Origin of the sequence: Microcoleus sp. S36a_B3, assembly GCF_036700745.1 — a bacterium.
Classification (GTDB): domain Bacteria; phylum Cyanobacteriota; class Cyanobacteriia; order Cyanobacteriales; family Microcoleaceae; genus Microcoleus.
In genome coordinates this window covers 67626-93784 of the sequence record NZ_JAUBPN010000016.1, presented here as the reverse complement: position 1 = coordinate 93784, position 26159 = coordinate 67626, and the positions used below count along the sequence as shown (strand labels likewise).

Annotated in this window: 24 protein-coding genes; 7 read left to right on the top strand and 17 right to left on the bottom strand. The window is 46.6% G+C overall.

The window, feature by feature from the left end; translation table 11 throughout:
• The first annotated feature begins 364 nt into the window (after window positions 1-364).
• Together QUA01_RS18190 and QUA01_RS18185 are read left to right on the top strand one after the other, a co-directional pair.
• Window positions 365-1372: a hypothetical protein gene (locus QUA01_RS18190; protein WP_333091457.1), complete on the top strand. Its 1008-nt coding sequence runs from the start codon at window positions 365-367 to the stop codon at window positions 1370-1372.
• A 100-nt stretch (window positions 1373-1472) separates the two neighbouring features.
• Window positions 1473-2297: a sulfurtransferase gene (locus QUA01_RS18185; protein WP_333091455.1), complete on the top strand. Its 825-nt coding sequence runs from the start codon at window positions 1473-1475 to the stop codon at window positions 2295-2297.
• 183 nt (window positions 2298-2480) lie between these two features.
• Here QUA01_RS18185 and QUA01_RS18180 read toward each other — a convergent pair whose 3' ends face one another.
• From QUA01_RS18180 to QUA01_RS18140, 9 genes are all read right to left on the bottom strand, one after another.
• Window positions 2481-3953, bottom strand: a complete 1473-nt coding sequence (locus QUA01_RS18180) for an MBOAT family O-acyltransferase (RefSeq protein WP_333091453.1) — start codon at window positions 3951-3953, stop codon at window positions 2481-2483.
• Window positions 3954-4428: 475 nt separating this feature from the next.
• On the bottom strand, window positions 4429-6021 hold the full coding sequence (locus QUA01_RS18175; RefSeq protein ID WP_333091452.1) for an ATP-binding protein: 1593 nt from the start codon (window positions 6019-6021) through the stop codon (window positions 4429-4431).
• A 48-nt stretch (window positions 6022-6069) separates the two neighbouring features.
• Complete coding sequence (locus tag QUA01_RS18170; RefSeq protein WP_333091450.1) at window positions 6070-7089, bottom strand: ATP-binding SpoIIE family protein phosphatase; 1020 nt, start codon at window positions 7087-7089, stop codon at window positions 6070-6072.
• Between the two features lie 27 nt (window positions 7090-7116).
• Window positions 7117-7440: a hypothetical protein gene (locus QUA01_RS18165; protein ID WP_333091449.1), complete on the bottom strand. Its 324-nt coding sequence runs from the start codon at window positions 7438-7440 to the stop codon at window positions 7117-7119.
• 24 nt (window positions 7441-7464) lie between these two features.
• Window positions 7465-7863 carry an anti-sigma regulatory factor gene (locus tag QUA01_RS18160; RefSeq protein WP_194011744.1) on the bottom strand — a complete coding sequence of 133 codons (399 nt, stop codon included), beginning with the start codon at window positions 7861-7863 and terminating at the stop codon, window positions 7465-7467.
• A 145-nt stretch (window positions 7864-8008) separates the two neighbouring features.
• Window positions 8009-8404, bottom strand: a complete 396-nt coding sequence (locus tag QUA01_RS18155) for an STAS domain-containing protein (RefSeq protein ID WP_333091447.1) — start codon at window positions 8402-8404, stop codon at window positions 8009-8011.
• Window positions 8405-8574: 170 nt separating this feature from the next.
• Window positions 8575-9444: an STAS domain-containing protein gene (locus QUA01_RS18150; protein WP_194011745.1), complete on the bottom strand. Its 870-nt coding sequence runs from the start codon at window positions 9442-9444 to the stop codon at window positions 8575-8577.
• A 115-nt stretch (window positions 9445-9559) separates the two neighbouring features.
• A complete protein-coding gene (rfaE2, locus tag QUA01_RS18145) occupies window positions 9560-10054 on the bottom strand; it encodes a D-glycero-beta-D-manno-heptose 1-phosphate adenylyltransferase (RefSeq protein WP_194011752.1) in 495 nt (164 codons plus the stop codon).
• A gap of 309 nt (window positions 10055-10363) precedes the next feature.
• Window positions 10364-10540, bottom strand: coding sequence for a hypothetical protein (locus QUA01_RS18140; protein ID WP_333091446.1), 177 nt, complete (start codon window positions 10538-10540; stop codon window positions 10364-10366).
• A 31-nt stretch (window positions 10541-10571) separates the two neighbouring features.
• Between QUA01_RS18140 and QUA01_RS18135 the strand changes: the two genes are divergently transcribed.
• The 3 genes from QUA01_RS18135 to QUA01_RS18125 all read left to right on the top strand — a co-directional run bounded on the left by QUA01_RS18135 (window position 10572) and on the right by QUA01_RS18125 (window position 13186).
• Window positions 10572-10724 (top strand): hypothetical protein, encoded by a 153-nt coding sequence (locus tag QUA01_RS18135; RefSeq protein WP_333091444.1) that lies wholly within the window; start codon window positions 10572-10574, stop codon window positions 10722-10724.
• Between the two features lie 313 nt (window positions 10725-11037).
• Entirely contained in the window at window positions 11038-11868 is an 831-nt protein-coding gene (gene hpsJ-B / locus QUA01_RS18130) for a hormogonium polysaccharide biosynthesis protein HpsJ (RefSeq protein ID WP_194011747.1), read from the top strand.
• A gap of 421 nt (window positions 11869-12289) precedes the next feature.
• The gene (locus tag QUA01_RS18125; RefSeq protein WP_194069449.1) at window positions 12290-13186 is read left to right on the top strand and encodes a glycosyltransferase family 2 protein; all 897 of its coding nucleotides are present in this window, start codon (window positions 12290-12292) and stop codon (window positions 13184-13186) included.
• Window positions 13187-13736: 550 nt separating this feature from the next.
• On the opposite strand, the gene glgB is transcribed toward QUA01_RS18125, so the two are convergent.
• From glgB to QUA01_RS18100, 5 genes are all read right to left on the bottom strand, one after another.
• Window positions 13737-16028 carry a 1,4-alpha-glucan branching enzyme gene (glgB, locus tag QUA01_RS18120; RefSeq protein ID WP_194069451.1) on the bottom strand — a complete coding sequence of 764 codons (2292 nt, stop codon included), beginning with the start codon at window positions 16026-16028 and terminating at the stop codon, window positions 13737-13739.
• A 379-nt stretch (window positions 16029-16407) separates the two neighbouring features.
• Entirely contained in the window at window positions 16408-16545 is a 138-nt protein-coding gene (locus QUA01_RS18115) for a hypothetical protein (RefSeq protein ID WP_333091440.1), read from the bottom strand.
• Window positions 16546-16647: 102 nt separating this feature from the next.
• Window positions 16648-16920 carry a hypothetical protein gene (locus tag QUA01_RS18110; protein WP_333091438.1) on the bottom strand — a complete coding sequence of 91 codons (273 nt, stop codon included), beginning with the start codon at window positions 16918-16920 and terminating at the stop codon, window positions 16648-16650.
• 279 nt (window positions 16921-17199) lie between these two features.
• The gene (locus QUA01_RS18105) at window positions 17200-17406 is read right to left on the bottom strand and encodes a serine protease (RefSeq protein ID WP_333091437.1); all 207 of its coding nucleotides are present in this window, start codon (window positions 17404-17406) and stop codon (window positions 17200-17202) included.
• A 575-nt stretch (window positions 17407-17981) separates the two neighbouring features.
• Window positions 17982-19307: an RNA-guided endonuclease InsQ/TnpB family protein gene (locus QUA01_RS18100; protein ID WP_333091540.1), complete on the bottom strand. Its 1326-nt coding sequence runs from the start codon at window positions 19305-19307 to the stop codon at window positions 17982-17984.
• A 373-nt stretch (window positions 19308-19680) separates the two neighbouring features.
• On the opposite strand from QUA01_RS18100, the gene QUA01_RS18095 reads away from it, so the two are divergent.
• A complete protein-coding gene (locus QUA01_RS18095) occupies window positions 19681-20262 on the top strand; it encodes a hypothetical protein (RefSeq protein WP_333091436.1) in 582 nt (193 codons plus the stop codon).
• A gap of 336 nt (window positions 20263-20598) precedes the next feature.
• Window positions 20599-22479 (top strand): peptidoglycan D,D-transpeptidase FtsI family protein, encoded by a 1881-nt coding sequence (locus QUA01_RS18090; protein WP_333091434.1) that lies wholly within the window; start codon window positions 20599-20601, stop codon window positions 22477-22479.
• Window positions 22480-23014: 535 nt separating this feature from the next.
• Here the strand turns inward: QUA01_RS18090 and QUA01_RS18085 are convergent.
• The 3 genes from QUA01_RS18085 to hpsC form a co-directional block, all read right to left on the bottom strand.
• Window positions 23015-23644: a pilus assembly FimT family protein gene (locus tag QUA01_RS18085; protein WP_333091433.1), complete on the bottom strand. Its 630-nt coding sequence runs from the start codon at window positions 23642-23644 to the stop codon at window positions 23015-23017.
• 683 nt (window positions 23645-24327) lie between these two features.
• Entirely contained in the window at window positions 24328-24963 is a 636-nt protein-coding gene (locus QUA01_RS18080) for a type II secretion system protein (protein ID WP_333091431.1), read from the bottom strand.
• A gap of 60 nt (window positions 24964-25023) precedes the next feature.
• Entirely contained in the window at window positions 25024-26115 is a 1092-nt protein-coding gene (gene hpsC, locus QUA01_RS18075) for a hormogonium polysaccharide secretion pseudopilin HpsC (RefSeq protein ID WP_333091430.1), read from the bottom strand.
• Window positions 26116-26159 lie beyond the last annotated feature (44 nt).

Here is a 26159-nt window from a genome sequence, read left to right as displayed (position 1 = left end):
ATCGTTTATATCTGCGATCTGCGATTTGCCGCGATAGATTATACTATTTGTTGGATTTCACTTATGTCAATTTAATGTCAAGTTGCAAATATCTCGATCCCCCTAAATCCCCCTTAAGAAGGGGAGTAGGGGTTGACTTTGATCGGAATCTTGTCCCCCCCCTTATTAAGGGGGAGTAGGGGGCAAGCTAAGGGGGGATCGGATTCGGGAGCAGCCTCATAAAAAATTGGTGTTATGGTGTTTTAAACTCAAAAAAACTATTAGTTGCTCCTTCTTCCTCCTTCCTTCTTCCTTCTTCCTTCTTCGGACTTCCATCCGTTACATAATCCGTTGCCGAACTTTCTGCATTATCAGGTGTCCAGCTATGACAGAGCTTAATTTTCAGGAACTTGCCAAGGAGGGAGATCCGCAGGCGATCGCATCTTGGCTAAACAGCCAGTTACAATCTGAAGGGATCGCAGCCTCCGCGCACCTCGACGACGACTGTTTGGATATAATTCTTGAAGCCGAGCAAGTACCGCTCGAACATATATTAGTTGATTTTGTCCGCAGCCAACTGACAGATTTGCAGCCGGATTCGATTAGCAAAGTGAAGGTTGAGGGGCGAGAAATCGGTCAGATTGTGCCTGCTTGGATTCAGGAGTTTAGTTTAGAAAACAGCACTTTGGAACAACAGAGCTTTGTAGAAGAATCTGTGCCAGATGCTGCTGTTGCGAAGGTGGAAGATCGCACAGAAGAGACACAGAGTGATATTGAGGAGGAGCAATCGGCGGAATTAGCGGTATTTGAGAAGCGGTTGCGATCGACTTTTATTGTCGTCGCGCTGGTTACTGGTATGTTGGCGATCGCGGTAGTAGCATTTGTCGGTAAAATTTTGAACGAGCAGCCAGCAACTGCGGGGAATAAACCCGATGAAATAGCGAATTTACCAACTGTACCGGATACTTTTCGAGACGCAGTTAACAGCGCAGTTAAAGCAGCAGAATTAGGGCGAGTCGCAAAAACCAAGGAAGATTGGACGATAGTTGGCGATCGCTGGCAAGAAGCAGTATCGTTGATGAGAAGAGTACCGGTGTCTAGCTCCAACCATCAACTAGCTCAGACAAAAGTAATCGAGTATCAGAAATACCTGCTTTACGCTCAAGAAGCCGCAGTAAATCCACCCCAGCCAGAGCCAACTCCCGCACCAGCCAAAAAAGCCGAACCGGATAAAAAAACTCCTAAGAAATCTAATTCCCCAAAAGCAACTTCCGAGAAAGAAACTCCTAAAAAATCTAATTCCAAAAAAGCAACTTCGGAAAAAGAAACTCCCAAAAAATCTAATTCAGAACAGCCAGAACCGGAGCCAGAAACTCCTAAGAAATCTAATTAAAAAAGCCGAATCCGAGAAGCGGTAAGTGCGCCGCATTCCGCCCTAATTAGGAAGATTTTTTGTCCCCAAATGTAGATATAAAACACCGATTTAAACACTTATGAATGACAACGATTTAATTGTTTCTTCTGAATGGTTGGCCGCCAATACCGAAAATCCGCAAGTTGTAATTATTGACTGTAGGTTTTCCCTCGCCGATGTCGAATTGGGACAAAAACAATATCAAGAAAGTCACATTCCCGGAGCTTTTTATTTAGATTTAAATCGAGATCTCGCGAGTGCAGTTGGTAAACATGGCGGCAGACATCCGCTGCCAAATATTGAAGAATTAGCGGCAAAATTGAGTGCGGCTGGCATTAATTTAGGAGAAACTTTAGTTGTGGCTTATGACGATTCGCGGCTGGCTTTTGCGGCTCGTTTGTGGTGGCTGCTGCGATACATGGGACACAGCAAAGTTGCTTTGTTAGATGGCGGTTTTGGCGCTTGGAAGGCGGCGGGATATCCGGTAACAAATATTTTGCCCAAATCTCGGGAGGGTAAATTTGTACCGGAATTGCAGCGGGATGCGATCGTTGACATTCAGGCGGTAAAAGAGCGAAAAGACTTGCCGGACAGGGTTTTGGTTGATTCACGAGAGAGCGAGAGATATGCGGGCTTGCGGGAGCCAATCGACCCGATTGCAGGTCACATTCCGGGTGCTGTCAACTACCCTTGGCAAGGGGTGACGGATGAAACGGGAAAAGTGCGATCGACCTCGGAACAAAAACAGCGGTGGACGGAATTAGGAAAAGCGGAAGAAATCATTGTTTATTGCGGTTCTGGGGTGACAGCTTGCGTTAATTTACTGTCTTTAGAAATCGCTGGAATTCCCGATGCAAAACTTTATGTCGGTAGCTGGAGTGATTGGTGTTCCTATCAATTGTAGGGTACTTACCAAAGCATTAATTATTCGTTACCAGGCTCTGCCTGGTAATGCAGATCCAGAGGCTCTGCCTCGATGAAAGCCAAGCGAGGCAGAGCCTCTGGACATCGGTTCCCAGGCAGAGCCTGGGAACCAGTTACAAAGCGGACTAAAGTCCTTATTACCAACCTATATTAAGATAATGCCCTAAAAATCGAAGTAAATATAAGGCAAACCGCCTTCGGGAGCTAACAGCCAAACTGCGTAGAAACAAAGTGGCACTAATACCAATTTCATCGGCCAATTTAACTCGACTTTCAAAATGCGATTGAAGCCATAATTAAGCAGCATTGCTGCCGCCACAGCCGCCAATATCCAAGCCAACTGCACTCTGTCCAAACCCAAAGCTTCCACATAAACTTTATTAGCAAACTGTACGTCAGCAGGGTGTCCCCACAAATGGGAAATTGCCCATCCCGAATCTTTTAAATCGGGAAGGCGGAAGAATATCCAACTACTAAAAACCATCGCCTGAGTCAGCAGCCAAGCGATCGCCATCCCGATCGGATTTTCCCACAAAAACTCGATTCGCAACCGCTTAAAAGTCACATCTGTTAATCGGTGCAGCGCCAAAGCCAAACCGTGCAAAGCCCCCCACACAATAAATCCCCAAGCCGCCCCGTGCCAAACTCCCGCAATTAACATGACGGTGAACAAATTGAGACAAGTGCGCCACAAACCGACGCGGGAACCACCCAACGGAAAATATAAATAATTTCGCAGCCAATCGCCCAAAGTCATGTGCCAGCGCCGCCAAAAATCACCGATGCTGGTAGTAAAATAAGGGAAGTCAAAATTTGGTGGCAAATACCAACCAAGCAGCAAAGCAGTACCGCGCGCCATGTCAACATAGCCGCTAAAATCAAGATAAAGTTGCAGCCCGTAAGCAAAAATTGCCAGCCACAAATCCTCGCTTCCCGCCCGTTGTAAGTTGGTAAAGCTTAAATCGACATAAATTCCCAAGTTGTCAGCAAAAAGACCTTTTTTAACTGCACCGAAGGCGATCGTCCAAAGTGCTTCAGAAATGCGATCGGGCGTCGGAAAACTCTGGGATTTCAGTTGATAGATCAAGTTGTGATAGCGAGTAATCGGCCCAGAAATCAGTTTCGCAAAAAACAACTTGTAAGCAGCAAAGTGCAGCAGCGAAGTAGCCGCCGGTGCGCCTCGGTACACGTCAATCAAATAAGAAATGCACTCAAAGCAAAAGAAACTCAATCCCAAGGGTGCGATGACGTGAGTTTTTACCCAGTTAGCGCTGTCGAGAGCAACTGGCCAATTCAACAAAGTGCCGATCGAACTCAATACAAAAGGCACATACTTAAAACCCAGCAACAGCAACACATTCAGCGCAATTCCGATCCACAGCAACCACAAACGGCGGCGGTTCCAAGAAGCATTAGCAATCCGCCAATCTAGAGGTTCTCCAATCGCCATCGCCAAGCAGTAATTAAACACAATACTGACTAACAACAGAGGAATGTACCAAATTTGCAGCGAAGCGTAAAAAATCAGACTACCTACCAGCATGATAAACAGCCGCCACCACTGCAGCGGAACTGACCAGTAAGCAGCTAACAAAACTAACAAAAATAGGACATATTGAAGGGAAATGAAAGTCATGCGATTTTAGATTTTGGCTTGGCGATTTTAGATTGAAGATTTTAGAAGAGCTTATTTTGGTAAGGGTTTGGATCTTAGCTTTGGATCTTAGCTAAGGTTGCATTATTTTGCGATCGAACCTTTGCTAAAAATGATATCGATCGTGCATTTTAGCCGATCGCGCTAACACAAACAAAAACACAGCCTAAGTCCCTACTGTACAGTCGGCAACTTAGAACTGATACATTTTACAGTACAAGTGTTAAATGCTGTTACAAATTAAATAAACTTTCTTTTTGTCAACCTATAGCCTTTCTCAAAAAAGTGAGGTATGCCCTATGCCCGGTATGCCCTATGCCCGGTTTGGCCTATCCCAGATAGTACCTCCTATGAGATCGCAGAAAGGCTATATCTGCGTCGATCTACCTTAAATCTGCGGTTTCCCGATCGAAGATTGATGCAACCAGTCTAAAAACTAACCGACGATCCCAAACATTCAGCAGCGCTGGCAGCCCCGATCGCGATACAATGAATTTCTGCCAGCAAGTCCTTGGGAAAATGAAAGACACTCTTCATTCTCCACCACCAAAATTTTTGCTGCAGAATCCCGCACAGGCGATCGAGAATTTGCTAGAAAAAGCGGTGTTTTCACCCCCTTAGCAGCAGACATTTCCAAAGGTTTTTCTAAATCTCCATCATAGACGATCGGCAAATTGACCAAAAAAGTCGATCCCGCTCCGGGCGAACTTTCAATTTCAATACTTCCCCCCAGAAATTCAGTCATTTTCTTACACAAAGACAATCCCAATCCCGTGCCTTTCACGCCCTTCTGCAAGTGATTTTCTATTTGGACAAATTCTTCAAAAATCCGCGTTTGGTCTGCTGGCGGAATACCAACGCCCGTATCTGCCACGGAAAAAGTAACAGTTCCCTCCTCTTCCATTTCTGCTGCAACTCGCACTTCGCCAGCTTCAGTAAACTTAAGAGCATTTGAAATCAGATTTCGCAAAATCTGAGAAAGTTTTCCCTCGTCCGTTGTGAGGGTTGGAAGTTCCCGAGGCGCTTCAAAAATCAGAGTAACGGCAGAGTTTTGGGGTAGCAGGGGGCGCATCATTCCCCGTAGCACGCTGAACAAATCTTCGACTTCAAAATCAGCAACGCGAACAGTGACTTTTCCAGCTTCTACTTTGGCTAAATCTAACGAGTCGTTAACAAGTTCTGCCAGAGAAAGGGCAGATTTGTGAATAGAATTTACTTGCTTTTCTTGTTCTGGTGAAAGTTCTCCGTCGAGGCGCTCTAACAAAATCTCGGAAAGACTTAAAATTGCCGTTAGGGGAGTGCGAAACTCGTGGCTCATATTGGAGAGAAAGCTGGTTTTGAGTTCGCTGGCGCGCTGGAGAAATTCTGCTTTTTCGTTCAATTCGGCGTAAAGTGCCACAACTCCGCGATTGGTATCTTTTAGTTGTTGATTTAACTGTACGAGTTCTTCTTGACGCTGGCGGAGTTCGTCTAAAGTACGCAGCAATTCTTGATTTTGTTGCTGAATTTCGGCGTAGGGATCTTCGGGAATTTGGCGCGCTAGTTTGTCAACTAATTGATTTAGTTCGATCGCGCTTAGAGCAGGCATTTGTTTAGAAAACTGCTTAATTAACTGTACAGCAGTTCCGCGATCGGGCGAAGAATCGATTTGCACGTCATCCATCAACCGTTTCGCCGCCGCCAAACCGAGTCCCGCACCGGTTTGCGATCGAAAATCGGGGCTCAAAACCGCCGATAAATCAGCAATTCCCGGCCCGCTGTCAGAAATCCGAGTCCGAAAAAATTGGCGCGATTCCCCTTCCACAATAAATTCTACTTTACCGCCGCCTGCATATTTAAAAGCATTGCGGGCAATTTCGGAAACTGCTGTAGCGATGCGAGTTTGTGCTTGGGAATCGAATCCTAGCCCCTTAGCAATTTGGCGCGCTCTTTGGCGTACTTGTACGATATCTTGCTCAAAGCGGACTTCCGTCGTCAGGATTGGGTAACTAATGCCATTTTCGATTTTCGACTTTCGATTTTCGATTGTGGAATCACTGATGACTATCATGTTTGAGTTCTCGCCTACAGTTTCATTTTTTTTTGAAAGTGGTATGTATTAAGCTGGTTGTCTTACCTTAGCCACGACAACTGTCATATCATCGCGAGTCCGTTTGAAGTCCCGGTAGAGCACCGCCGCGATTAAAGCCGGATGTCTCGCGGCCAAACCCGGATAGCGGTTGAAATCCCACTGCGTCGCCAAACCGTCGGAGTGCATGACTAGCAAGGAATGCGGCGACCAAGGATAGACAAATTCTGCTACTTTGAGCATCCGATGTCCAACAGTACCGTTGTAAGAAACCATGCTGCGGCTGCGGTTATCTGTCACGACTACACCAGAGATATTGCCAATTCCGGCAAAACAGACTGTTTGTTGGGTACGATCGATCAGGGCGATCGCAGCAGCCGCTCCTCTGGTATTTTTTAAAGCAGCGTGCGCCTTCTCTAAAATAGCTTTCGGCCCGAGTTTAGCACTTTCCCCAAATACCCGGACAGCTTCTTGCGAAGCTTCCTCCGCCAAAACCCCGTAGCCGAGCCCGTCAGCAACTAAAATTAGATTTTTGTCCCGATCGTTTTCTGTCGCCCAGGAATCCCCGCAAATTTGCTCTCCTGCTTTCGGCAAGCTGACGACCCCAAATTCCAAGTAATTGCTGTTTTGGGAAGTTTCCAGGCGATTCTGAGTCGGTTCCAAGCGCATTAATAAAGCTGTCCCCAGTTTCGGTACAGAATGAATATCAAAAAAACTAGAAAGGCGTTTAATCGCGCCGAGTCCGGTTCCCAGAGTTCCCGCAGTCGAAAAACCGTCTCGCAGACACTGGCCGACATTTGCCATTCCCGGCCCCCGGTCTAACGATACTATTTCAATGCTATATCCTGCGTCTGTTTTTACAGTTTGCAGCAAAATCTCTCCTTCGCTGGCGTGTTTTACCGCGTTTTTTGCAGCTTCGGCGGTGACAATTGCTACTTTACCGCGATCGGTCTCATCAAATCCGACTTCGGCCGCGAGGGCGACTGCAATTCGCCGCGCTTCTCCGACTTGACTTTCTTCTGTTACTGGCAGGGCTAAGGCATTTATCATTATTTTGTAGTTTTAATCTTAAGCTAGTCAGTAGCCATTAGTCATCTTGCCCGCTCGCGAAGTAGAAGGGTAGTCATCACTCATCATCTCAGAAACCGGGTTTATTGGAATATTTTTCGTCACCAAACGCCAAAATCGAAGAAACCCGGTTTCTCGCCCCTCCGCATCACTCATCATCTCAGAAACCGGGTTTATTGGAATATTTTTCGTCACCAAACGCCAAAATCGAAGAAACCCGGTTTCTCGCCCCTCCGCATTACTCATCATCTCAGAAACTGGGTTTATTGGAATATTTTTCGTCACCAAACGCCAAAATCGAAGAAACCCGGTTTCTCGCCCAATTGCGCCCAATCTTCGCACCCCCCATCTACCCTTTCACCGCCAGCGGACGATCGCAATTTTAGTCCCCTTACCCACTTTAGAAACAATCTCAAACTCGTGCATCAACCGCTTAGAACCGCTAAGCCCCAAACCCAAACCGCGATTGGAAGTATAACCGTCAGTCATAGCCAATTCAATGTCTGGAATTCCCGGGCCTTTGTCTTCAAAAATCAGCCGCAGCCCTGTGCGCTTACCTGATTGGAGCATTTCTAAAGTTACCGTTCCCCCTTTGCCGTAGTCTACAGTATTGCGGGCGAGTTCGCTAGCTGCAGTAACAATTTTTGTTTGGTCTACCAAGCCGAATCCCATTGCTACAGCCAAAGTTCGCACTTGCTGTCGGACGTTGACTATATCGGAGGACGATCGAATTTCTAATGTCTCACGTTTTGACATGGCGGCTGCTGTACCAAAATAGAATTTCTCCACAAAACATAAGACCTACCCCGATCGACCAAGTTTCCCACAATCAATCTTGAATTAGTCAACAAGCTATCTACAAACCAGAGTTATTTACCTATTACCCCTAAACTCGGCACAATCAATCAACCGATCGCAATCCTGAATCCGTAGGAAAACCCAAGGACTTATGCAACAAATTCATCCCTTTTTCAACACTTAAAGCTGTGCGAATTCCTGTCAAAGAAAGCCCCAATTCAACCAGCGTAATTGCCACCGCGGGCTGCATCCCAACCACAACAGTTTCTGCATCCAATATACGCGACATAGTAGCGATATTGTTGAGAATTCTGCCGATAAAAGAATCTACAATTTCCAGAGAAGAAATTTCTATCAAAACACCTTTTGCTCCGGTTTTGACTATCCGGTTCGTCAAGTCGTCTTGCAGCATCATTGCCAAGCGATCGTGCATATCTACTTGAATTGTGACTAACAAAAATTCTCCCATTTGCAGGATCGGAATCCGTTCCATCATCATAAATTCACCTTGCTTTGAGCTTTGAATTGAATAAAACTTGAGACTGGAGACAATATAGCGGTTCTCAATTGGTGTGAAATAGGCGGCGGGCGAGCTTTTTTCCGATTATCCGTTCCCCATTACCAATTAACCAAGCGCACCGCCGACGTTACACCAGACTATAATATTTGTTATTTTTCCTCTTTCAGATTTCTTATAATTAAACCTTGGCGCTGCAAGGCGACTTTAAAAGCATCTGCTAAAGTTGCTTTTGTCAAAATATCTTGCAAGTCAACTCCCAAATGAACAATGGTTTGAGCTATTTGCGGGCGAATGCCGCTGATGATGCACTCAGTACCCATGAGACGAGCCGCCGCGACGGTTTTTAATAAATGTTGAGCGACTAAAGTGTCAACAGTCGGCACGCCTGTAATGTCTAAAATTGCAAATTCTGAGCCAGTTTCCATGATTTCCTGCAACAGAGTTTCCATGACTATTTGAGTGCGGGCGCTGTCGAGAGTCCCGATCATGGGTAAAGCAAGAATTCCTTCCCAAAGTTTGACTACTGGTGTTGACAATTCGAGCATTTCTTGCTGCTGGCGTTCGATTACTTCTTCGCGAGCTTTGAGAAAGATTTCTGTCACCCAAAGGCCTAGTTGGTCTAATAAGCTGGTGGAAAGCCAAAGTTTTTCGACAAGTGCGTCGCGGTTTTGTGTCAATTCGTGACAAAGCCGATCGAACAATGGCTTTTTGAAGCATAAAATGAAACTCGCGATCTCTGACGGGGTAAAGCCTCTCTGAACGCGCGATCGCGAAACTTCTGCCAGCATCAGCCGCATATTTTCCCACTCTGGTGTCTGGATGTCGCTAAAGTTACCCTGCTGCAATGCTATTTGGAGCAATTGCAGGAACTCTTGACACTCGGATCGCAATTCTTTGGCTCTCATCAAGTCGTCTCGCCGCAGCCCGGTATTTTGCAGTTCTTTGAGCCAGTCTGCTAGTAACTCTGCTTTGTGTCTTTCGAGAATTTCCACGATCGTGTTATTGCTGGTGAGTTCCATTGAAATTATCTCCTGCTTAGCCATTGGGATGAAGTTGTACGAGAAGCCACACTTGAGTGTTTTTGATGGGGCAGTTTATGAGTTTAACTCACTATTTGCTGTTTGCAAGCGAGGGTTAAGTACCTAACTGCAAAATACGTTGGACGATCGCACTCGTAGAACTAGGAACTTCTATTTCGATCAAGGAAATCTTGCCGCCTCCGGCGATAACAGCGGGTGCTTCCGGCAGAGTTTCGAGTTGATAGTCGCCTCCTTTAACGTATATATCTGGCTTCAGGATATTTATCAGTTTAGTTGCTGTAATTTCGGAAAAAATCACTACCGCGTCTACGGGTTTGAGGGCTGCCAATACTTCGGCTCGCTGATTTTCCGGTACTATCGGGCGCGGCGGCAATCCTGGCTGTTGCGGTTTGATAGCTTGCACGCTTTTGTCGCTATTCAAGCCCACAACTAGCGTCCGTCCCAAATTTTTTGCCGCCTGCAAATAGCGGACGTGGCCAGCGTGCAGGATATCGAAGCACCCGTTAGTAAACACGATCGGACGCCAGTTATCGGGAGCGGATGCGATCGCTGCTGCGAGTTCTCTCAACGTGTAAACACCAGAAATCATTACATCCACCACTAGGAAATTTGAACAGCGATGAATCATCCTACCAAAAAACGCGATCGATTGTACCTTTTTCCTCAAACAATCAAGCACTATATTCGCTAATTTTTATTATTTTAAAATGAATGATTAGCAATTATTGATTTCTTTTAAATAAGTCATAAATAAAAATTATTTTCTATTTTGCTGATTTAGATACAGGATAAAAAATTCTATTCGTGTATCTGCAATTTGCCAAATAGATGAATACCGTGCCACTCAGTTAAATCGCGATGTACCCTAACTATTCGACTGGTGTTCAAGCCCTCAGAATCAATCCTCAGTGGAATTCAGTAACGGCAGTTCGATCGCCACGAGGGAACATCCGACTTGAGACTCTTGCAGAATCCTTGCAGCACCAACGGCATGGGGAATATCCACAAGTTCCACAGCCGCCGGACACAGCGCACTGCCTCCGGTGGCCCAACTGGCCAAAAGAGCGTGCAGCAACTCGCGCTTAATGGCGGCCCGGCGAGAGCCTGTGAAAACCGGGGTAAAGTGGAGGCGAGTACCCGATCGAGCTATTTTGGTGGAAAATAACGTGAAGTACCCGATCGGCCTTGCTTCTGATTGGAGCTTCCCAACTCATAAAATGGGGGAGAGTTTGATTCGTCTGCGGAGTTTCCCGTCTTAAAGGCGGTTTTCACCTTCAGGATTTCTGTTTCCACAGAGAGAGCAAGAAACTGAACCTCGCGCGATCGATCGTGTGACGCGGGCTGCCACCCGTGAACCCCGCAGGCGAATCAACAAGCGAGTATGAGAAACTAATACCTGTTCCCCAAAAACAACGCAACTGCTGGCTAGCTCCAAACCCTTAGCTCATCATTGATTCCCCCATCGAAGATCCCCAAGGCACCAATCAAAAAGGGGTATGATCCCTCTTACCACTTAACCCATTAAACAAAATTTCGTTGAATCTAACGGTGTAGAATCATCTAACAGGAATTATGAAAGCAACTAACAACCGTCAATTTTCTTCAGTAGCAGCTCGAACTCTAAAAGTAGTCGGGATTATCTTGATTCTGTCTGCTTTGCTTGACTGCATTGTTCTATCACTGCCGGGAGAAGCCTCCGACATTATGAATCGAGGCTGGCAGTTGGCCGCAGCAACTCAGATAGTTGACCGGGGCATTATTCCTTTGATGGGTATCGCCCTGCTGATGACAGGCTTTTGGGTGGACAGCAGCAGCGGAGTCTCTATTGAGCGGCGCAATATTTGGGTTGACTTGCGATTCTGGGCGCTATTGATTTCCAGCTTGTTAGGGCTAATTTACTTGTTGCTGGTTCCAGTTCACCTCAACAATACTCGCTTGGAACTCAAGGATGCTCTGGCTCAAGTCGATAAGGAAGCGGGACAAGCCGAAAATCAACTAGAGGCGCAAATTAAAAGCGACCAGTTTAAAGCTCAGGTAGAACAACTCAAAAGCCAGCGCCGCAGCCAGATAGGCGCGCTGTTGCAAGATGAGGGGAAGCTGCAAGAGGCACTCAAGAGTCCAGATGTTCCCAAGGAATTGAAAGCTGTGCTTCAGGACTCGAAAAAGGACCCGAAAGCCCTTGACAAGTTTTTGGAACAGCAAGCCCAAGAACTGCCCGTTCAAGCTCGTAACGAGATTCGCACCCGCAAGCAACAAAAAGAGAAAGAGTTGAGAACTCGATCGAGAAATTCGAGTTTGCAGACGGGAATCAGCAGTTTGTTGTTGGCGATCGGCTACATTACTGTTGGTTGGACAGGATTGAGAAGTATGGGAATTTTGGGCTTCGGTCGCCGCAAAAGTTGACCTGCGCCAGCCCCTAGAACCCGTAAGTCAAGATATCTTGCAAGAAATACTTAATCTGCTGAACATAGCAACCGCTCCTGGCAGCTACGACCTTATTAATGACTGAAGCCATTAATTTTCTTGCATTTTCACATCGACTTCTTCTCGGTTCCTCCCCAACGACTGTGTTTATCCGCTCGCGCAGTCGAAGGAATCAGGAACCACGAAGCGTTGCACTGAACCCTTCGACGAAGTGTCGAAGAGCCTTCTATCTTCTACCTTCTACCTGACTGATGACGTTGGACGTTCGGTGGGGGGGAGACAGCACTAATAACGGAAAGCTCGGGGGGGACAGCAAAACATGACTAATGACTAATGACTACTGACTACTGACTAATGACTACTGACTTCTTCTATAGTTTGCCCTTACTGAAAGCTGGGAATGTTCTCAATTTATATTTTGACTTACAACGAAGAGATTGATATCGCCGCTTGCATAGAATCGGCAATGCTTTGTGACGATATCATTGTAGTTGATTCTTTCAGCAGCGATCGCACCCTTGAGATTGTTCAGAACTATCCCGTGCAAACAGTGCAGCACCGCTTTGAAAGTCACGGACGCCAGCGGACTTGGATGCTCCAAGAAGTAGAATGCAAGTACGAATGGGTTTACATCCTCGAAGCTGACGAGCGGATGACACCTGCACTGTTTGCTGAATGCTTAAAGGCGATGGAAAGTCAAGAATATATCGGGTATTACGTAGCAGAAAAAGTAATCTTTATGGAGTGCTGGATTCGCCGCAGCACTCAATATCCCCGCTATCAAATGCGCCTGTTTCGCAAAGACCGAGTGTGGTTTTCTGACTACGGTCACACCGAACGGGAAGTCTGCAACGGGCCCACTCACTTTTTAAAGGAAACCTACCCTCATTATACTTGCAGCAAAGGTCTTTCTCGCTGGATAGAAAAGCACAACCGCTACTCGACTGACGAAGCTGCTGAAACTCTTCGCCAATTAGCAGCAGGTCAAGTAAATTGGTGGGATTTATTGTTTGGCGCATCGGAGGTAGAAAGGCGGCGCGCTTTGAAAGATTTTTCTTTGCGCTTGCCTTTGCGGCCTGTGGTGCGCTTTTTTTATATGTATATTTTACTCGGCGGATTTCTTGACGGTCAAGCGGGATTAGCTTGGTGCACGCTGCAAGCTTTTTATGAATATCTAATTTTGCTAAAGGTTTGGGAAATGAAGCATATGCCGCTGCCGAATTTAAGTGCTGGGGAAGAACAGCCTATTTCCGAAGTTGTGAAAGTTGAATCCCCTCAAGTTTCATCGAATATTTAAGCTAGTAAATATCGCGAAAGTAATAGCTATTTGAACAAGTATGGCTTCCATTTTCTATCTAATATAAATTATTTTTAGATTTTTTGTATAAGTCTTTGCTCAATACATAAACGGCAAATGAAAAATATATAAATATATTTTATATTAGATAATTGTAGATAATTTGTGATATCATCTCCGGTCGATTAGCCGCACTAATACCATTTTTCACAAATCGTGCAACATAACAATTGTTGGGCAAGAGTGTTACAGAGGGTTGTTCTACAATATGTGTAAGGTGCGTCGCAAAATTGTCGATTAAATTGAGGGATTGAAAGACAGCGACGCACCCTACAAATACTGTTGCATTATTTTTGCAAAATGGTATTATACCAATTTCATAAAGTAGCGCTAGATATTACCCCCCAAACCCCCCCCCGAACTCGCGGGGGGGGCTAAAACTTCATCCATACCACATCTTTAGAAAAATGGTATTACTCATACAGAGATGAGTAGATTGAGAAAATTTGGCGTAAATTTGGGTCAACAGTATCTACGCCGCTACTCAAAACTATTGAGCACTACGCAATCCTGTTTTTTCTCGATCGATCTTTAAGATCAACACCCCTAAAGGCGGCAAACACAAGTCGATCGAATAAGGGCTGTTGTGGAACCACCACTCATCAGTCCACTTACCTCCCAAATTCCCCATATTGCTGCCCCCGTACTCCCGCGCGTCGCTGTTAAACAACTCCGTATAGAAACCCGGTTCCGGCACTCCTACGCGATAGTGAGAGTGCGGCTGGGGCGTAAAATTGCACACCGTTACCACAAACTCATCGCCATCCTTCTCGCGGCGCACAAAGGCTACCACGCTGTGCCGGTTGTCGCTGCAATCAATCCACTCAAACCCATCCTCAGCAAAATCTTGACTGTAAAGTGCAGTTTCGCTGCGATACAAATGGTTCAAATCCTTAAAAAACAGCTTCAACTTTTGGTGCGGTTCAAATTGCAGCAAATCCCACTGCAAATCCCCCCAAACGTTCCACTCATGCCACTGGCCGAACTCCATCCCCATAAACATAGTTTTCTTTCCGGGGTGAGCAAACATAAAAGTAAACAAACACCGCACGTTTGCAAACTTTTGCCATTCGTCTCCAGGCATTTTGCCGATGATGTGGGCCTTGCCGTGGACTACTTCGTCGTGGGACAAAGCCAGCATAAAATTCTCGCTGTGGTTGTACCACATACTGAAAGTTATGTTGTTCTGGTGAAACTGGCGGAACCACGGGTCCATATGGTAGTAGTCGAGCATATCGTGCATCCAACCCATGTTCCACTTCAGGTTGAAGCCTAAGCCCCCTACATAGGTCGGCCAAGATACCATCGGCCAAGAGGTTGATTCTTCGGCGATCGACAGCGAGCCTGGGAAATAGCTAAAAATGACGTGATTCACCTGTCGCAGAAAATCTGCCGCTTCGATATTTTCGCGGCCGCCGTACTGGTTGGTCAGCCATTCTCCTGGTTCCCGGCAGTAATCCAAATACAGCATGGAAGCTACTGCATCTACCCGAACTCCGTCGATGTGGTACTTGTCAAACCAGAACAGAGCGTTTGATACTAGGAAATTCCGCACTTCGTTGCGGCCGTAGTTAAAGACTAGCGTTCCCCACTCTTTGTGCTCGCCCTTGCGGGGGTCGGCGTGTTCGTACAAGTGAGTTCCGTCAAAGAATGCTAAACCGTGGCCGTCTTTGGGGAAATGCCCCGGTACCCAGTCCACGAGTACGCCAAGGCCGCTGGCGTGGCACTGGTCAACAAAATACATGAAATCTTCGGGTGTGCCGTACCGGGAAGTTGGGGCGAAATAGCCGGTTACTTGATAGCCCCAGGAACCGTCGAAGGGATGTTCGGCGATGGGCAGCATTTCAATGTGAGTGAATCCCAAATCTTTGACGTAGGGAATCAGCCGATCGGCCAATTCTCGATAAGTCAGAAACCGCGCCCCTGGTTTGAGTTCTGAAACCGCAACTGCTGGCTCTATTTCACCATTTGGCAGCATCGCGGGTTCGTCTGTACCGGCGTGCAGCCAAGAACCGATGTGGCATTCGTAAACCGAAACTGGCTGAGTCAGTTGGTCTGTCTGCCGCCGCTGTTCGATCCAAGCGCTGTCGTGCCAAGTGTAGTTATCTAAGTCGGTGACAATTGATGCTGTTTTCGGCCGCACTTCTTGCTGGAAACCGTAAGGGTCGGACTTTTCATAGGGATGTCCGTCTTGGTTTTTCACTTCGTATTTGTAGTGAGTTCCCACGGTTAGTCCCGGAATGAATAATTCCCAGATGCCGTTTTGAGATTTCCGCATTTGATGTTTGCGGCCGTCCCAAGAGTTGAAATCGCCTAAAACTGATACGTTGCGGGCATTCGGAGCCCAAACGGCAAAATATACTCCTGTGATTCCGTCTACTTCGGTGAAGTGCGCGCCAAGTTTTTCGTAAATCCGGTGGTGGTTGCCTTCTGAGAATAGGTGAAGGTCAAATTCTGTGAGTTTGGGCGATCGAAAGGCGTAGGGGTCGTAGATAAAACGTTCGTGTTCTCCTTCTTTGACCCGCAGTTGATAGTTTGCTAGTTCTGGAGTTTCGATCGTACATTCAAAAAAGTGAGGGTGATGCTCGGATTTCATTGGGTATTCAGCCCTCGACTCCGGCAATACTACCGATACCGCATCCGCATTGGGCAGATAAGCTCGGACGGCCCAGACTTTTTTGCCATTATTTTCGATCGTGTGGGGGCCTAGGACTTCAAATGGATCGTGGTGCTGATTCCCAACAATACGGTCAATTTGTTCAAAGGGTACGGTCGCGGGCATAAAACTACCTACCTGAATCTTTTAACTAAATGGCTTTCAAAACCTAGAGCGCCGCAGCACTTTACATTTAGATACATTTTTGATTGCTCATCCTACCACTGATTAGCATAATTTTGCCGGTGCTGCGGCTGCCGCGCGCGCCCCTTTGCCCGCACAGCAGGCAATCGGATTGTTTCGCTGGCGATCGAGCTTTCATCTTACTGCTCGTCTCTTAAGTATATGAATCTTAAAACAAATTGAAAATTTTAGAGGTTTGTCAAAAAAGTATTGACTTTTTCTGCGTTATGTGATATATCGTGTTTCTAGTTTCAGGACGCTGGACACTTGATGATGAATAAGTGAAATTTTTAGGCACGGGCGATCGCCCGACAGGTAGATTTTAAAATTCCGGAGGCAGGGTTTCGCCGCAAAGTTCGTGGATTTGGGCAATGCGATCGAACAGCCAAGGATAGTCAGTGCGGTATTTAGGAATCAAAGCTAAGGGACTCAGCAGGGCGGCAGCAGTAATATCTGCCACGCTCAAGGAATCGCCACCAAATAAGTACCATCCTGCCAGCGCAGGTGCAAAAAATCTAAAGCAGCACTCAGCCGCAATTGGGCAAGTTTTGCTGAGGCTGGGTTAATACCGAACTGGCGGCGCGCTAATTGAATTACTAATTGGCTTAAAACAGAGGGGGTCAATTTGTTTGCCCGCACCAGCGCGAAACTCGTAGTAAACAAATCGAGTAGCGATGCCGATGCTTTCATCGAGCCAGTCTTCGATCGTCCAAGCCTCTAGTTGCAAACTCTCGTCTGCGGGTAACAGCGGCGGCGATGGAAAGCGAGACTCGATCGAGTGCAAAATTTGTGTAGAGTCGGCGATCGCCGAAGGTTGACCTTCGAGTTGAGGCAACAGTACCGGCGCACAGTCCTCAAACCCCCCGTCAGAGGCTTAAGTTTCAAAACCTGCAGGCCTGGAGTCAAATTTTTGACTTAAAAGGGAATGCCCTTGTCACCGAGCGCTAAGCGGACTTTCCGACAGTAAGGGCAGGTACTGAACTGTAGTCAAAGCATCACACAAAAATTAACACCCAACTTGAGGCCTAGACTGAAGAGATGAAAAAATGCGAGGAGCAAACCTTTTTCACCCGCAGGCTAGGCTGGTTGGGCCTAGACTCCGATAGAGCTATAGTTAGGGAGACTTTTTAGGGGCAACTGTTGCACCAGCGCCTGGAGTAGCTTTTGGAGATTCCTTCGGTACTGGAGAAGTAACAGGAGGAGGAGTAGTAGTGGTGTCAGTACCGCTGGGAGTAGGAGTAGTGGTGCTTTCACCGCCACAGGCTCCGAGGGCTGCTGCCAAGCCCACTACCAAAGTCAAACGAATTAATCCCTTGTTCATAAACACTCCTTAAACATTGAAAACCCATCGCAAGGAAGGGAATAGTGTACTTGAGAAACAATGCTGGCACGAATAGATCAACGATTCGCTCGTTGATTACAATACTGCATTTGTTAATTAATTTCACATAGATTCTGGAGAACCGGCAAAGATTTATTTTTTTTTTTTGAAATTCTCAAGTCAAAGTGACCGATCGCAGGCTGGGTTAGTTGGTTTATCAGGTATGTTTATTGACATCATCACGACTGCTAAAGGCGCGGAGATTCGCAAGATCGCTCTCTGGGTTTGCTCTTTCGGCGACTCGGCGATGCCGGCGAGGAATTTCCTGAGTCAATGGAGAGTGTAGATGTCTCCAGAGGATTTTAACGTTCCCGCCTGCCCCACGGTACGAAATGCTATGGCAATCCTAAATTATTGACTCGTTACCAGTTCGAGGGCAAGCATGGCCCACAGGCGAGGAAGAGCTTACCTTGTACCAAGCGAGGCTCTTCAAGAGTGATATCTGTTTTCCAAAAAAGCCTGGGAACCAGTTATTTAAATCGATCGACAGATTGTTATAGTTCCAGATAGGTCAACTACCCATCACCAAGCGGAGTACCGCTATAATGCAGGCTTGTATCTGAACTCCACCGCAATTCCGAGAATCTAGAGAGAATCTCAGCTTTGGTTTCACCGCTCGATACATCAGGGGATGCTGACAAGCTCCCCGTACTCGTCCAGTCTTGCCGGACAAGCAACGCTCTCATTGCAATATTTCGCGCACCAATCAAATCAGCGTGTAACTCATGACTACAACATTCGCAACGGAACAATAGTCCTTTTTTCGGCCTATTGCCATCCGAAGTATGTCCGCATTTAGAACAACTTTTCGACGTGTAATGAGCCGGAACTTTCGTTGCTAACGAACCATTTAGATGGGCTTTGTAGTCGATATAACCGTGCAATTCGGCATAAGACCATTTAGCTTTGTTTCGATTAGCTACTCGTCTCTTCTTGCTTGCCTTATTACCCGATTTTGTCCTGGTCCTCTCCCGGATTCCGGTGAGGTTTTCTAGTCCAATCAGGGTGTTAGGTTTGGCAATATCCTTGCTGACTTGGTGGTTCACATCAGCGATAAACCGTCTCTCTCTCCCAGACAAAGCGATTAATCTTCGCTTCGCTGAACGAGTGTCTTTACGCTGAAGAGTCATCCGTGCTTTGTGGTAGCGGTTAGCTTTGTGTCTAACTTCCTTCCCTGAGTAGAATTTAGACTTATTTTGCAAGTCTGTTTCCACCGCTAAGTAGCGCATACCCACGTCAACACCAGAGACTCTCGTTATTTTTAGTGGGCTAATTTCAGGTGTTTCTACTTCAATACTTACCATCAGGTAATATATTTTGGAGGAACGCTGATAGACAATTTTAGCTGCTCCAATCCTTGCGCCATTGGCAATTAAGTCTAAATGCTTGTTGTAGCCATCATACAAAACTACTATTCGGCCCTGGAGAGTAATAATACTAACTCGCCTTTCGGTTTTAAAAGAGTAGTCGCGCTGATAATTTAGGGTACAAGTTCGAGATATATATTTGGGGGCTTTGTCTAACCCTTTATACCGTCTCTTAGTGTAGCATGAAGCAATAGCATCGTTAGATTGTTTTACCTTAGTCCACAGAGTTTTGTAGGTTCCAGAAACTTGTCTGGGTACGTTGCAAGCCATTTGGGCTCCAAGTCCAAATCTCACCCGCAATTCGTTGTAGACGGCTTTTTGCAACTTAGACCCATTGCTGGTTTTGCCTGCGTCAAAAGCAACTTGTGAAGTGTAATTCAAGGCATCTCGGTAGGCTAAAGTAGTCTGAGATACCAAAGCTTTTTGCTCGGCAGTCAGGTTTAGTTTTAGCTTGGCGGTGATGACTTGGGACATTGTTTTCACAAACTCTGGTATTATTGTATCTCGTGAAAACTAATATTGCAACAGGAATCAAAGATTTGCTCGGCAGTCAGGCCTCGCGCGCATTCCTCCCGGCACTCAACGGAGTACAGTTAGAGGGCCCGACTCCTGCTGTCTAGTTGAAGATCCACAGGCTTTTGCTGTTGCCTCCGGCAAGAGACAGCGGTAAACTGAATAAGTTATAAATTAAAAGTTCCCCTAATAAGGGGGAGGTTTTAAACCAAATTTTTCGATAACAGATCGATTCGAGATTGTGCCAATTGGCACTCGCCCACGATCGACAACAAAAAAAACTCCTAGCCTTAATAAAGCTGAAACTGACCTATTTTACGTATTGGTGAACTGTATGACCGCTGCTATTAGATCCGTGGATTCTCGCCGCTCTCGATCGACCAACAAGCCCGCCCCAGAAAAACCCAACAGCAAAGTTACTTCTATTGCTAGAGCTAGACGGGCAAAGACAGGGCCGCAATTGCCCAACTACGAGGTCGCCGAGGCACAGCCACGGCCTCGCGCCGAAGCATCGGTGCTGAAAGTGATGCCCGACCGTCAGCGGCAGCCCATGTGGCTTCGGTCTCTTTTGCGGGTGGAACGCGCCTCGTCAGCGGTGGCGCTTCTGCTTTTAGGCGGTGCTCTGAGTCTCTACGGTTTGACTGTCTACAGCGAGCAGCAGTGGAGTCAAGAGTATCAAAAGCTGGAAACTTTGCGACTCCGCGAACAGCAGTTGACTGCTGCTAGCGAAGTGTTGAAACACCAACTTGCTAAGGAAGCCCAAAACCCAGAAACTGGTTTGATGCCGCAGAAGCCGGCGGATACGATTTTCTTGCAACCGCTTCCCGATCGCCGATCGCCCGGTGTGGTGGCACCAAATTCTGAAGAACCCGCTATCAAGAATCGATCGGGCGAGGAAACGCCACTGGGCTATTAAGGTGGATCTTGGCATTGAAGATTTGAGATGTGCTACACAGAGGAATCTGGAGGCTTGAACAAATTGTCAGGCGCACTCCCCCATCTAGAAACAGTGGGGGTTAGCCGAAGCACTCCTGAAACAGCGCAATAGCTAAGTTTCTAGAAAACAGGTTTCTAGTTCGAACTCTCCTATGAGCGTCTTCCCCCGATCGAGTACAATACGCGAGCGGGGAAGCTCGCACTATAATAAAAAAATGCTTTTTACTCAAACTTGTTCGCTCGTGAAGTCGAAGAATATAAAATCTAAAATCTAAAATCTAAAATCTCAACTCCTCACCTTTTTGAGAAAGGCTATATGAGCTACGATCCCCGTTTTGACCGCTACAGATCGCCGAACTTTAAACGTCCAAAAGCGTCGAGGGATGGCACTTGGTGGGGCCAACAAAGCAAACCTAGAGTTTCTGCTACTGCTAGCAGGCAGCCTCGGCCACCCCTAGAGCGTTTAAAACGCAGCAAGTTTCGCTTGTGGGCTGTGTGGGCGGTGTTGATGTTGGGGGGGCTGGGGTTGGCTGTGAATTTGTTTTATTTGCAGGTGACGCGGGCTCCGGCGCTGCGGAAACAGGCCGAGCAGCAGCAAACTCTCAAGTCTAAGCCGTTTGTGCCGAGACGCCCGATTGTTGACGGCGCGGGCAATGTTTTGGCGATCGACAGACAAGTGTACACGCTCTACGCTCACCCGAAGCTGTTCAACCATACAAAGGCTGAAGTGGCGGCTACCTTGGCTCCGATGCTGCCGATCGAACGAAATCCGGGCAATACGCCGGAAACTGAACTGCTGCGCCGGTTTAATCTGGGCGAAACGGGTATTACTATTGCCGATTCTCTGGCTCAAGAGGTGGCCGATCGCGTGGGGCGGATGCAAATTAAACATACTCCGGTGGATGGGCTGGAGTTGGTGCGACAGCAGCAGCGTTTTTACCCGCAGCAGGAGTTGGCGGCGGATGTTTTGGGTTATGTGGATGGGGAACGGAAGGGACAAGCTGGGGTAGAGTACAGTCAGCAGAATTTGCTGGAACGATCGATGCCGTCGATTCAATTTAGCAAGTCGATCGACGGACATTGGGTGCCCGATCGACTGACGGCTGGTTTTGTGCAGCTAGATGATTTGAAGTTGCAACTGACGATCGACAGTCGCTTGCAGCGGGCGGCGCGGATTGCTCTCAAGGACAAAATGAAGGAATACGGGGCGAAGCGGGGCGCGGTGATTGTGATGGATGCCCGCAACGGGGAATTGTTGTCAATGGTAGCGGAACCTACCTATGACCCAAATCAATATTTTAATTTCGATTTGTCGCGCTATAAAAATTGGGCTGTAACTGATGTTTACGAGCCTGGTTCGACTTTTAAAGCGATTAATGTGGCGATCGCCCTAGAAGCTGGTGCGGTCAAACCTAACACTGTATTTAATGACGAAGGTCGGATTTATATCGATGGCTGGACTATCCAAAATTCCGATTACCAACAAGCAGGCGCTCGCGGGCGTTCTACGGTGACAGATATTTTGAAACATTCGAGTAATGTGGGGATGGTGCACGTAATGAGAAGTATGAAACCTTCTCTTTACTATCAAGCTTTAGAAAAACTCGGACTGGGACAAACTGCAGGAAGTGATTTGCCTTTTGAAGTAACGAGTCAGCTTAAAAATCGAGAGCAATTTATTAATTCTCCGGTGGAAGTTGCTACTACTGCTTTTGGTCAAGGTTTTTCGATTACTCCGATACAGTTGGTGCAGCTTAACGGAGCTTTGGCCAACGGTGGTAAGTTGGTAACTCCTCATGTTGTGCGGGGACTTTTCGATCGCGAGGGTCAAGCTTTTTGGAAGCTTCCGAGGGCTGTTCCGAAGCAAGTGTTTTCGCCGGAAACTACTAAGCAGGTTTTGGAAATGATGGAAACTGTGGTGGATGGCGGTACGGGGAAAGCTGCACAAATTCCCGGCTATCGGATTGCTGGGAAAACGGGCACGGCTCAAAAAGCTAATGCTGGGGGGGGTTATTCTCACAAGGCGATTATTACTAGCTTTGTGGGGATAATGCCTGTGGAAGCTCCTAAGTATGTGGTGCTGGCGGTGATTGATGAGCCGAAGGGCGGTTCGGGGGGTGTGGTGGCGGCGCCGATTGTGGAGTCGGTGATGGAGGCGCTGATTAATATTGAGAAGATTGCGCCGACGAAGAAGTAGGAAGTCGGGCGTGAACCGGGTTTCGGGGATGAAGGAGCGATCGCACAATTTGAAGGCTGATATCCCAATAGGGTTCACTTAACACTATCTATGCCCCGGAGCTCCCCCTCGCATCCCCCTTAAGAAGGGGGACTTTGAGAGGTTTCTTGTCCCCCCTTTTTTAAGGGGGGTTAGGGGGGATCTGTCTTAAGTTAACCGTATTTGGTTCGTAGTACGGACTTTAGCCCGCCGGAGCTCTCCCTAAATCCCCCTTAAGAAGGGGGACTTTGAGAGGTTTCTTGTCCCACCCCCTACTCCCCTTTTTAAGGGGGGTTAGGGGGGATCGTCTTAAGTGAACCGTATTTGGTTCGTAGTAAGGACTTTAGTCCGCAAATTGGATCGGACTAAAGTCCGTACTACGAACGGTTTTTTTTTGTGGTAATCGATCGCACATTAGAGCGCGCATGGGTGCTGAGAAAGCCCGTTGCTGCGAAAATTTGTGTTGAGTCACCAGAAATATCGGCAGAAACTGGCTTTGTGCGATCGCTACTTGATGTTAGTAACAATATCTTTCTTTGTTGTTTGGATTGGCTTGTGATTGTCTGCGGGAGGTGCGCTTGTGTCCTAAGAGAGTGGAGACGATGACGCACCGATCGCTATTTTTTAAATCGGGATGAGATAGTGTCAGCGTTCCTTTTGCTTGCAGGCTTGTTTGGCCGCACTCGTCGGTACTGTTATAAACGACGCAACCTCGGAAGTTGAACATTACCCGCCGAATTGTTTTTTCTCCTGTGGCTTTGTTGTGTTCATTAACTTTGAGCAGTGTTGTTTCACCTGCATTTATTTGAATTTGCGGTTCTAGGTCTTTCCATTGACTGGGTAGTAATTGGGCTGGGGTAATATCGGCTGGGTGGATTGCTACTTGTACGTTTTTTCCGACTACTTCTTTGAAGCTGGTTTGCCATGCTATTTTGTCGCGTTTGGCGTTGCTTAGGGCTAATTCCATTGCCCAATAAGCCCGATCGACTGATACATTCAAACGGTGGTTGTTGATGAACATTAGCCAAGAAGGGCTGACGATCGCACAAAATATCCCCACTATTGCCATAATTATCAACATTTCAATCATTGTAAAACCGGCGGCCGATCCAGCGGCTCTGCCTTTGAGCGTTTTATGTATTGACACGTAAATGCACTCCTTGATATTTAGCTCAAAAAAATAGCTAGGAGGCGCTATCTTTTATTTATTTTAGTTCTTGAGTTTGGTTAATGTATAGGGCGCTTAAATAAAATTTACATACATATTGGGAGGTTGCAGCGGGATGGCATTCTATACGGTTCGCTTAACATATTTATGCCCCGGAGATCCCCCTCGCATCCCCCTTAAGAAGGGGAGTAGGGGTTGACTTTGATCCGATTCTTGTCCCCCCCTTTTTTAAGGGGGGTTAGGGGGGATCGTCTTAGTAAACCCTATTGGGATGGCATCTGCTGTGGATGAGAGTCTGCGGGGCTGCTAAATTTGCGATCGCACTAAAGCTCGAAAGGCTTGCATAGCGACGTTTTGCTGGTTGTCAGGCTCTGCCTGGTAATGCAGTTGCGGAGGCTGTGCCTCCTTTTAGCTGGCAACTTGCAGGAGAGTGGAGTGTGGCAGATGTTTAGGTGATTAAGTTTTCGATCCTAAGTACGTTTGAGGTTGAGTTGACTCTTTCAAAAAGGCTTTGCCTAAGTTTGGGGCGGCGAGATTTTGATAGTTACTATAAGATTGAGGATTTTAGCAAGACTTTTTTATTAAATTGGTATTAATATATTTGAGCAATTCAGAACTTGCGCGGAATCGCTGTTAGAGATTAAAATTAAATTTATTGAAAACTAGGATGGTGGTGGTGGGCAATTAATTCCTTCAGCAGTTCTCATTCCTCCTATGATAGTTTGCACAATTACACACTGCTTACCAGCGGTATTAGGTAGAGAATTGGGTGGATAAATTGTCACTGTAAAACCGTCTGTTATGTCTGGTGTCGTTTTGCTCTGTATTGATGGGGCTGTGATCGAGCCTTGGTAATTAAAAGTAATTGATTTGATTGTGGGATCTCCATTAGCTTGAGCAAAAAGTTTGACCTGTCCGGGCTTTATTTCGCCTCCTGCATCCAAATTTTGTGGAGTATTAGTATCGATCGTAAATGTTGGCTTAACTGGCGGATTAGCATTAGGATCGTAATTGAATGTAACTGTGACATCCCGCTTATTTCGCTTGGCTTCGCTTTGTGCGCTTCGCAGGGTTTGGAGGACTCGATCGTTCACTGTGCGGACTCTTTGTCTGTTGATGAATCCCAGCCAACTCGGAGCGGCGATGGAAGCAAATATGCCTAAAATCAGGACTACGATCAGCACTTCTATCAGAGTGAACCCTGCATCGTTCTTTTTGGATGCAGTATTGTGAAAATTTGGGCGGGATTTGGCGGTAGAGTTATGCAAAAGTTTTAATAATATTGGTGGGGTTTTCATAGTTTTCTCCTGTTTGGGCGATCGGCAGCGGGCGATCGGGAAATCTGTTTCAGCTATCAGTTACTTTCCTAGCCCACTTAGACCTTTTACTTGCACGCTCGATCTTGGGAAAAATGCCGATTTAGTTGTTTTGAATTCAGCATCGGCTTGAAGGCGGCGCAGGCTGTTTCCTCTAATCGTAACTCTGGCTACGTTTTTAGCTGTATCTACGCAAGCATAAAAGCTATTTATTTTACCGTCTGGATCGGTTATTTTTAGATCGCCTTCTGGGATGTCTTCTGGTGTATTTCCAATTTTGATTTTAGGAGTACCAAGAGCCGTTTGGCATTCAGTCAGTGATAATTTCGTATCGTCATTACCAGTGTGATCGATGTAATTAACCAGTACCTCTGGCTTCGTTGCCCCCGATTTAGTATTTGTCAGTTCCGCCGTAAGTGTCACATTGTCTGTGGGTTTACTAAACTCAAAAGCTTTATTAAAAGCTGGATCTGGTTGTTGAGATGCCTCTGTATCAGCAACGTTGTAGTAAGGAAGATTGGTATCTGTCCCCATCGGGTCAGGTTTTCTTATTCCATCCTTAATTTCGTAGCGAGTAATGCGCGTAGGACAAGTGCCTCCTGAAGGCTGACACCAAATAGATTGAAGATCGGTTTCTTTAATCTGATAGTAAGCAACTAATGATAGTACATAGGTGTCGTTGCATTTTTTCTGAGCCGGGTCATTTGTTGGGGCGCAATCTTTGGGTTTTTTCACCATAGAAGAACCAGCAGAAGAATCAACAGGAATCGATTGTTTCATTAGCTGTCGCTTCCAGAATACGAGAATAGGGATTTTATTTACATCGTTAGCAGGAAGTTGACTTTTGATAGCGTTGACTTCTTTCCCGTCGTAAATATAAATGGCTTGACTCAAATCTTGGGCGATGAAATCAACGGCCGCCTGAATGTCTTGCTCGGTGTTGGCTTTGAGTTGTTCCTTCCTATCGGTATTCAGCATATCGACTACAAAGGCGAGCATCGGGGTGATGATTAAAAACGCCATAATCGATCCCACCAATAGCTCGACAAGAGTCATGCCCTTTTCTGTTTTAGTTGGGCGAGAGCGGTTTTGTTGGTGCTGACTTTTGAAAAGCAACCTGAGTAAAGTTTTCATTTTGACTGTTTCCTTTGTCAAATGGGGGAGCGATTTTAAATTCG

Bases quoted from the DNA above. Each gene is read 5' to 3' on its own strand.
- hpsJ-B (WP_194011747.1), top strand. From the start codon at position 11,038: ATGAAAGCAACTAACAACCGTCAATTTTCTTCAGTAGCAGCTCGAACT.
- QUA01_RS18080 (WP_333091431.1), bottom strand. From the start codon at position 24,963: ATGAAAACCCCACCAATATTATTAAAACTTTTGCATAACTCTACCGCC.
- QUA01_RS18150 (WP_194011745.1), bottom strand. From the start codon at position 9,444: ATGGAACTCACCAGCAATAACACGATCGTGGAAATTCTCGAAAGACAC.
- glgB (WP_194069451.1), bottom strand. From the start codon at position 16,028: ATGCCCGCGACCGTACCCTTTGAACAAATTGACCGTATTGTTGGGAAT.
- QUA01_RS18125 (WP_194069449.1), top strand. From the start codon at position 12,290: ATGTTCTCAATTTATATTTTGACTTACAACGAAGAGATTGATATCGCC.
- QUA01_RS18100 (WP_333091540.1), bottom strand. From the start codon at position 19,307: ATGTCCCAAGTCATCACCGCCAAGCTAAAACTAAACCTGACTGCCGAG.
- hpsC (WP_333091430.1), bottom strand. From the start codon at position 26,115: ATGAAAACTTTACTCAGGTTGCTTTTCAAAAGTCAGCACCAACAAAAC.
- QUA01_RS18105 (WP_333091437.1), bottom strand. From the start codon at position 17,406: ATGAACAAGGGATTAATTCGTTTGACTTTGGTAGTGGGCTTGGCAGCA.
- QUA01_RS18180 (WP_333091453.1), bottom strand. From the start codon at position 3,953: ATGACTTTCATTTCCCTTCAATATGTCCTATTTTTGTTAGTTTTGTTA.
- QUA01_RS18090 (WP_333091434.1), top strand. From the start codon at position 20,599: ATGAGCTACGATCCCCGTTTTGACCGCTACAGATCGCCGAACTTTAAA.
- QUA01_RS18095 (WP_333091436.1), top strand. From the start codon at position 19,681: ATGACCGCTGCTATTAGATCCGTGGATTCTCGCCGCTCTCGATCGACC.
- QUA01_RS18190 (WP_333091457.1), top strand. From the start codon at position 365: ATGACAGAGCTTAATTTTCAGGAACTTGCCAAGGAGGGAGATCCGCAG.
- QUA01_RS18185 (WP_333091455.1), top strand. From the start codon at position 1,473: ATGAATGACAACGATTTAATTGTTTCTTCTGAATGGTTGGCCGCCAAT.
- rfaE2 (WP_194011752.1), bottom strand. From the start codon at position 10,054: ATGATTTCTGGTGTTTACACGTTGAGAGAACTCGCAGCAGCGATCGCA.
- QUA01_RS18155 (WP_333091447.1), bottom strand. From the start codon at position 8,404: ATGATGATGGAACGGATTCCGATCCTGCAAATGGGAGAATTTTTGTTA.
- QUA01_RS18160 (WP_194011744.1), bottom strand. From the start codon at position 7,863: ATGTCAAAACGTGAGACATTAGAAATTCGATCGTCCTCCGATATAGTC.
- QUA01_RS18175 (WP_333091452.1), bottom strand. From the start codon at position 6,021: ATGATAGTCATCAGTGATTCCACAATCGAAAATCGAAAGTCGAAAATC.
- QUA01_RS18170 (WP_333091450.1), bottom strand. From the start codon at position 7,089: ATGATAAATGCCTTAGCCCTGCCAGTAACAGAAGAAAGTCAAGTCGGA.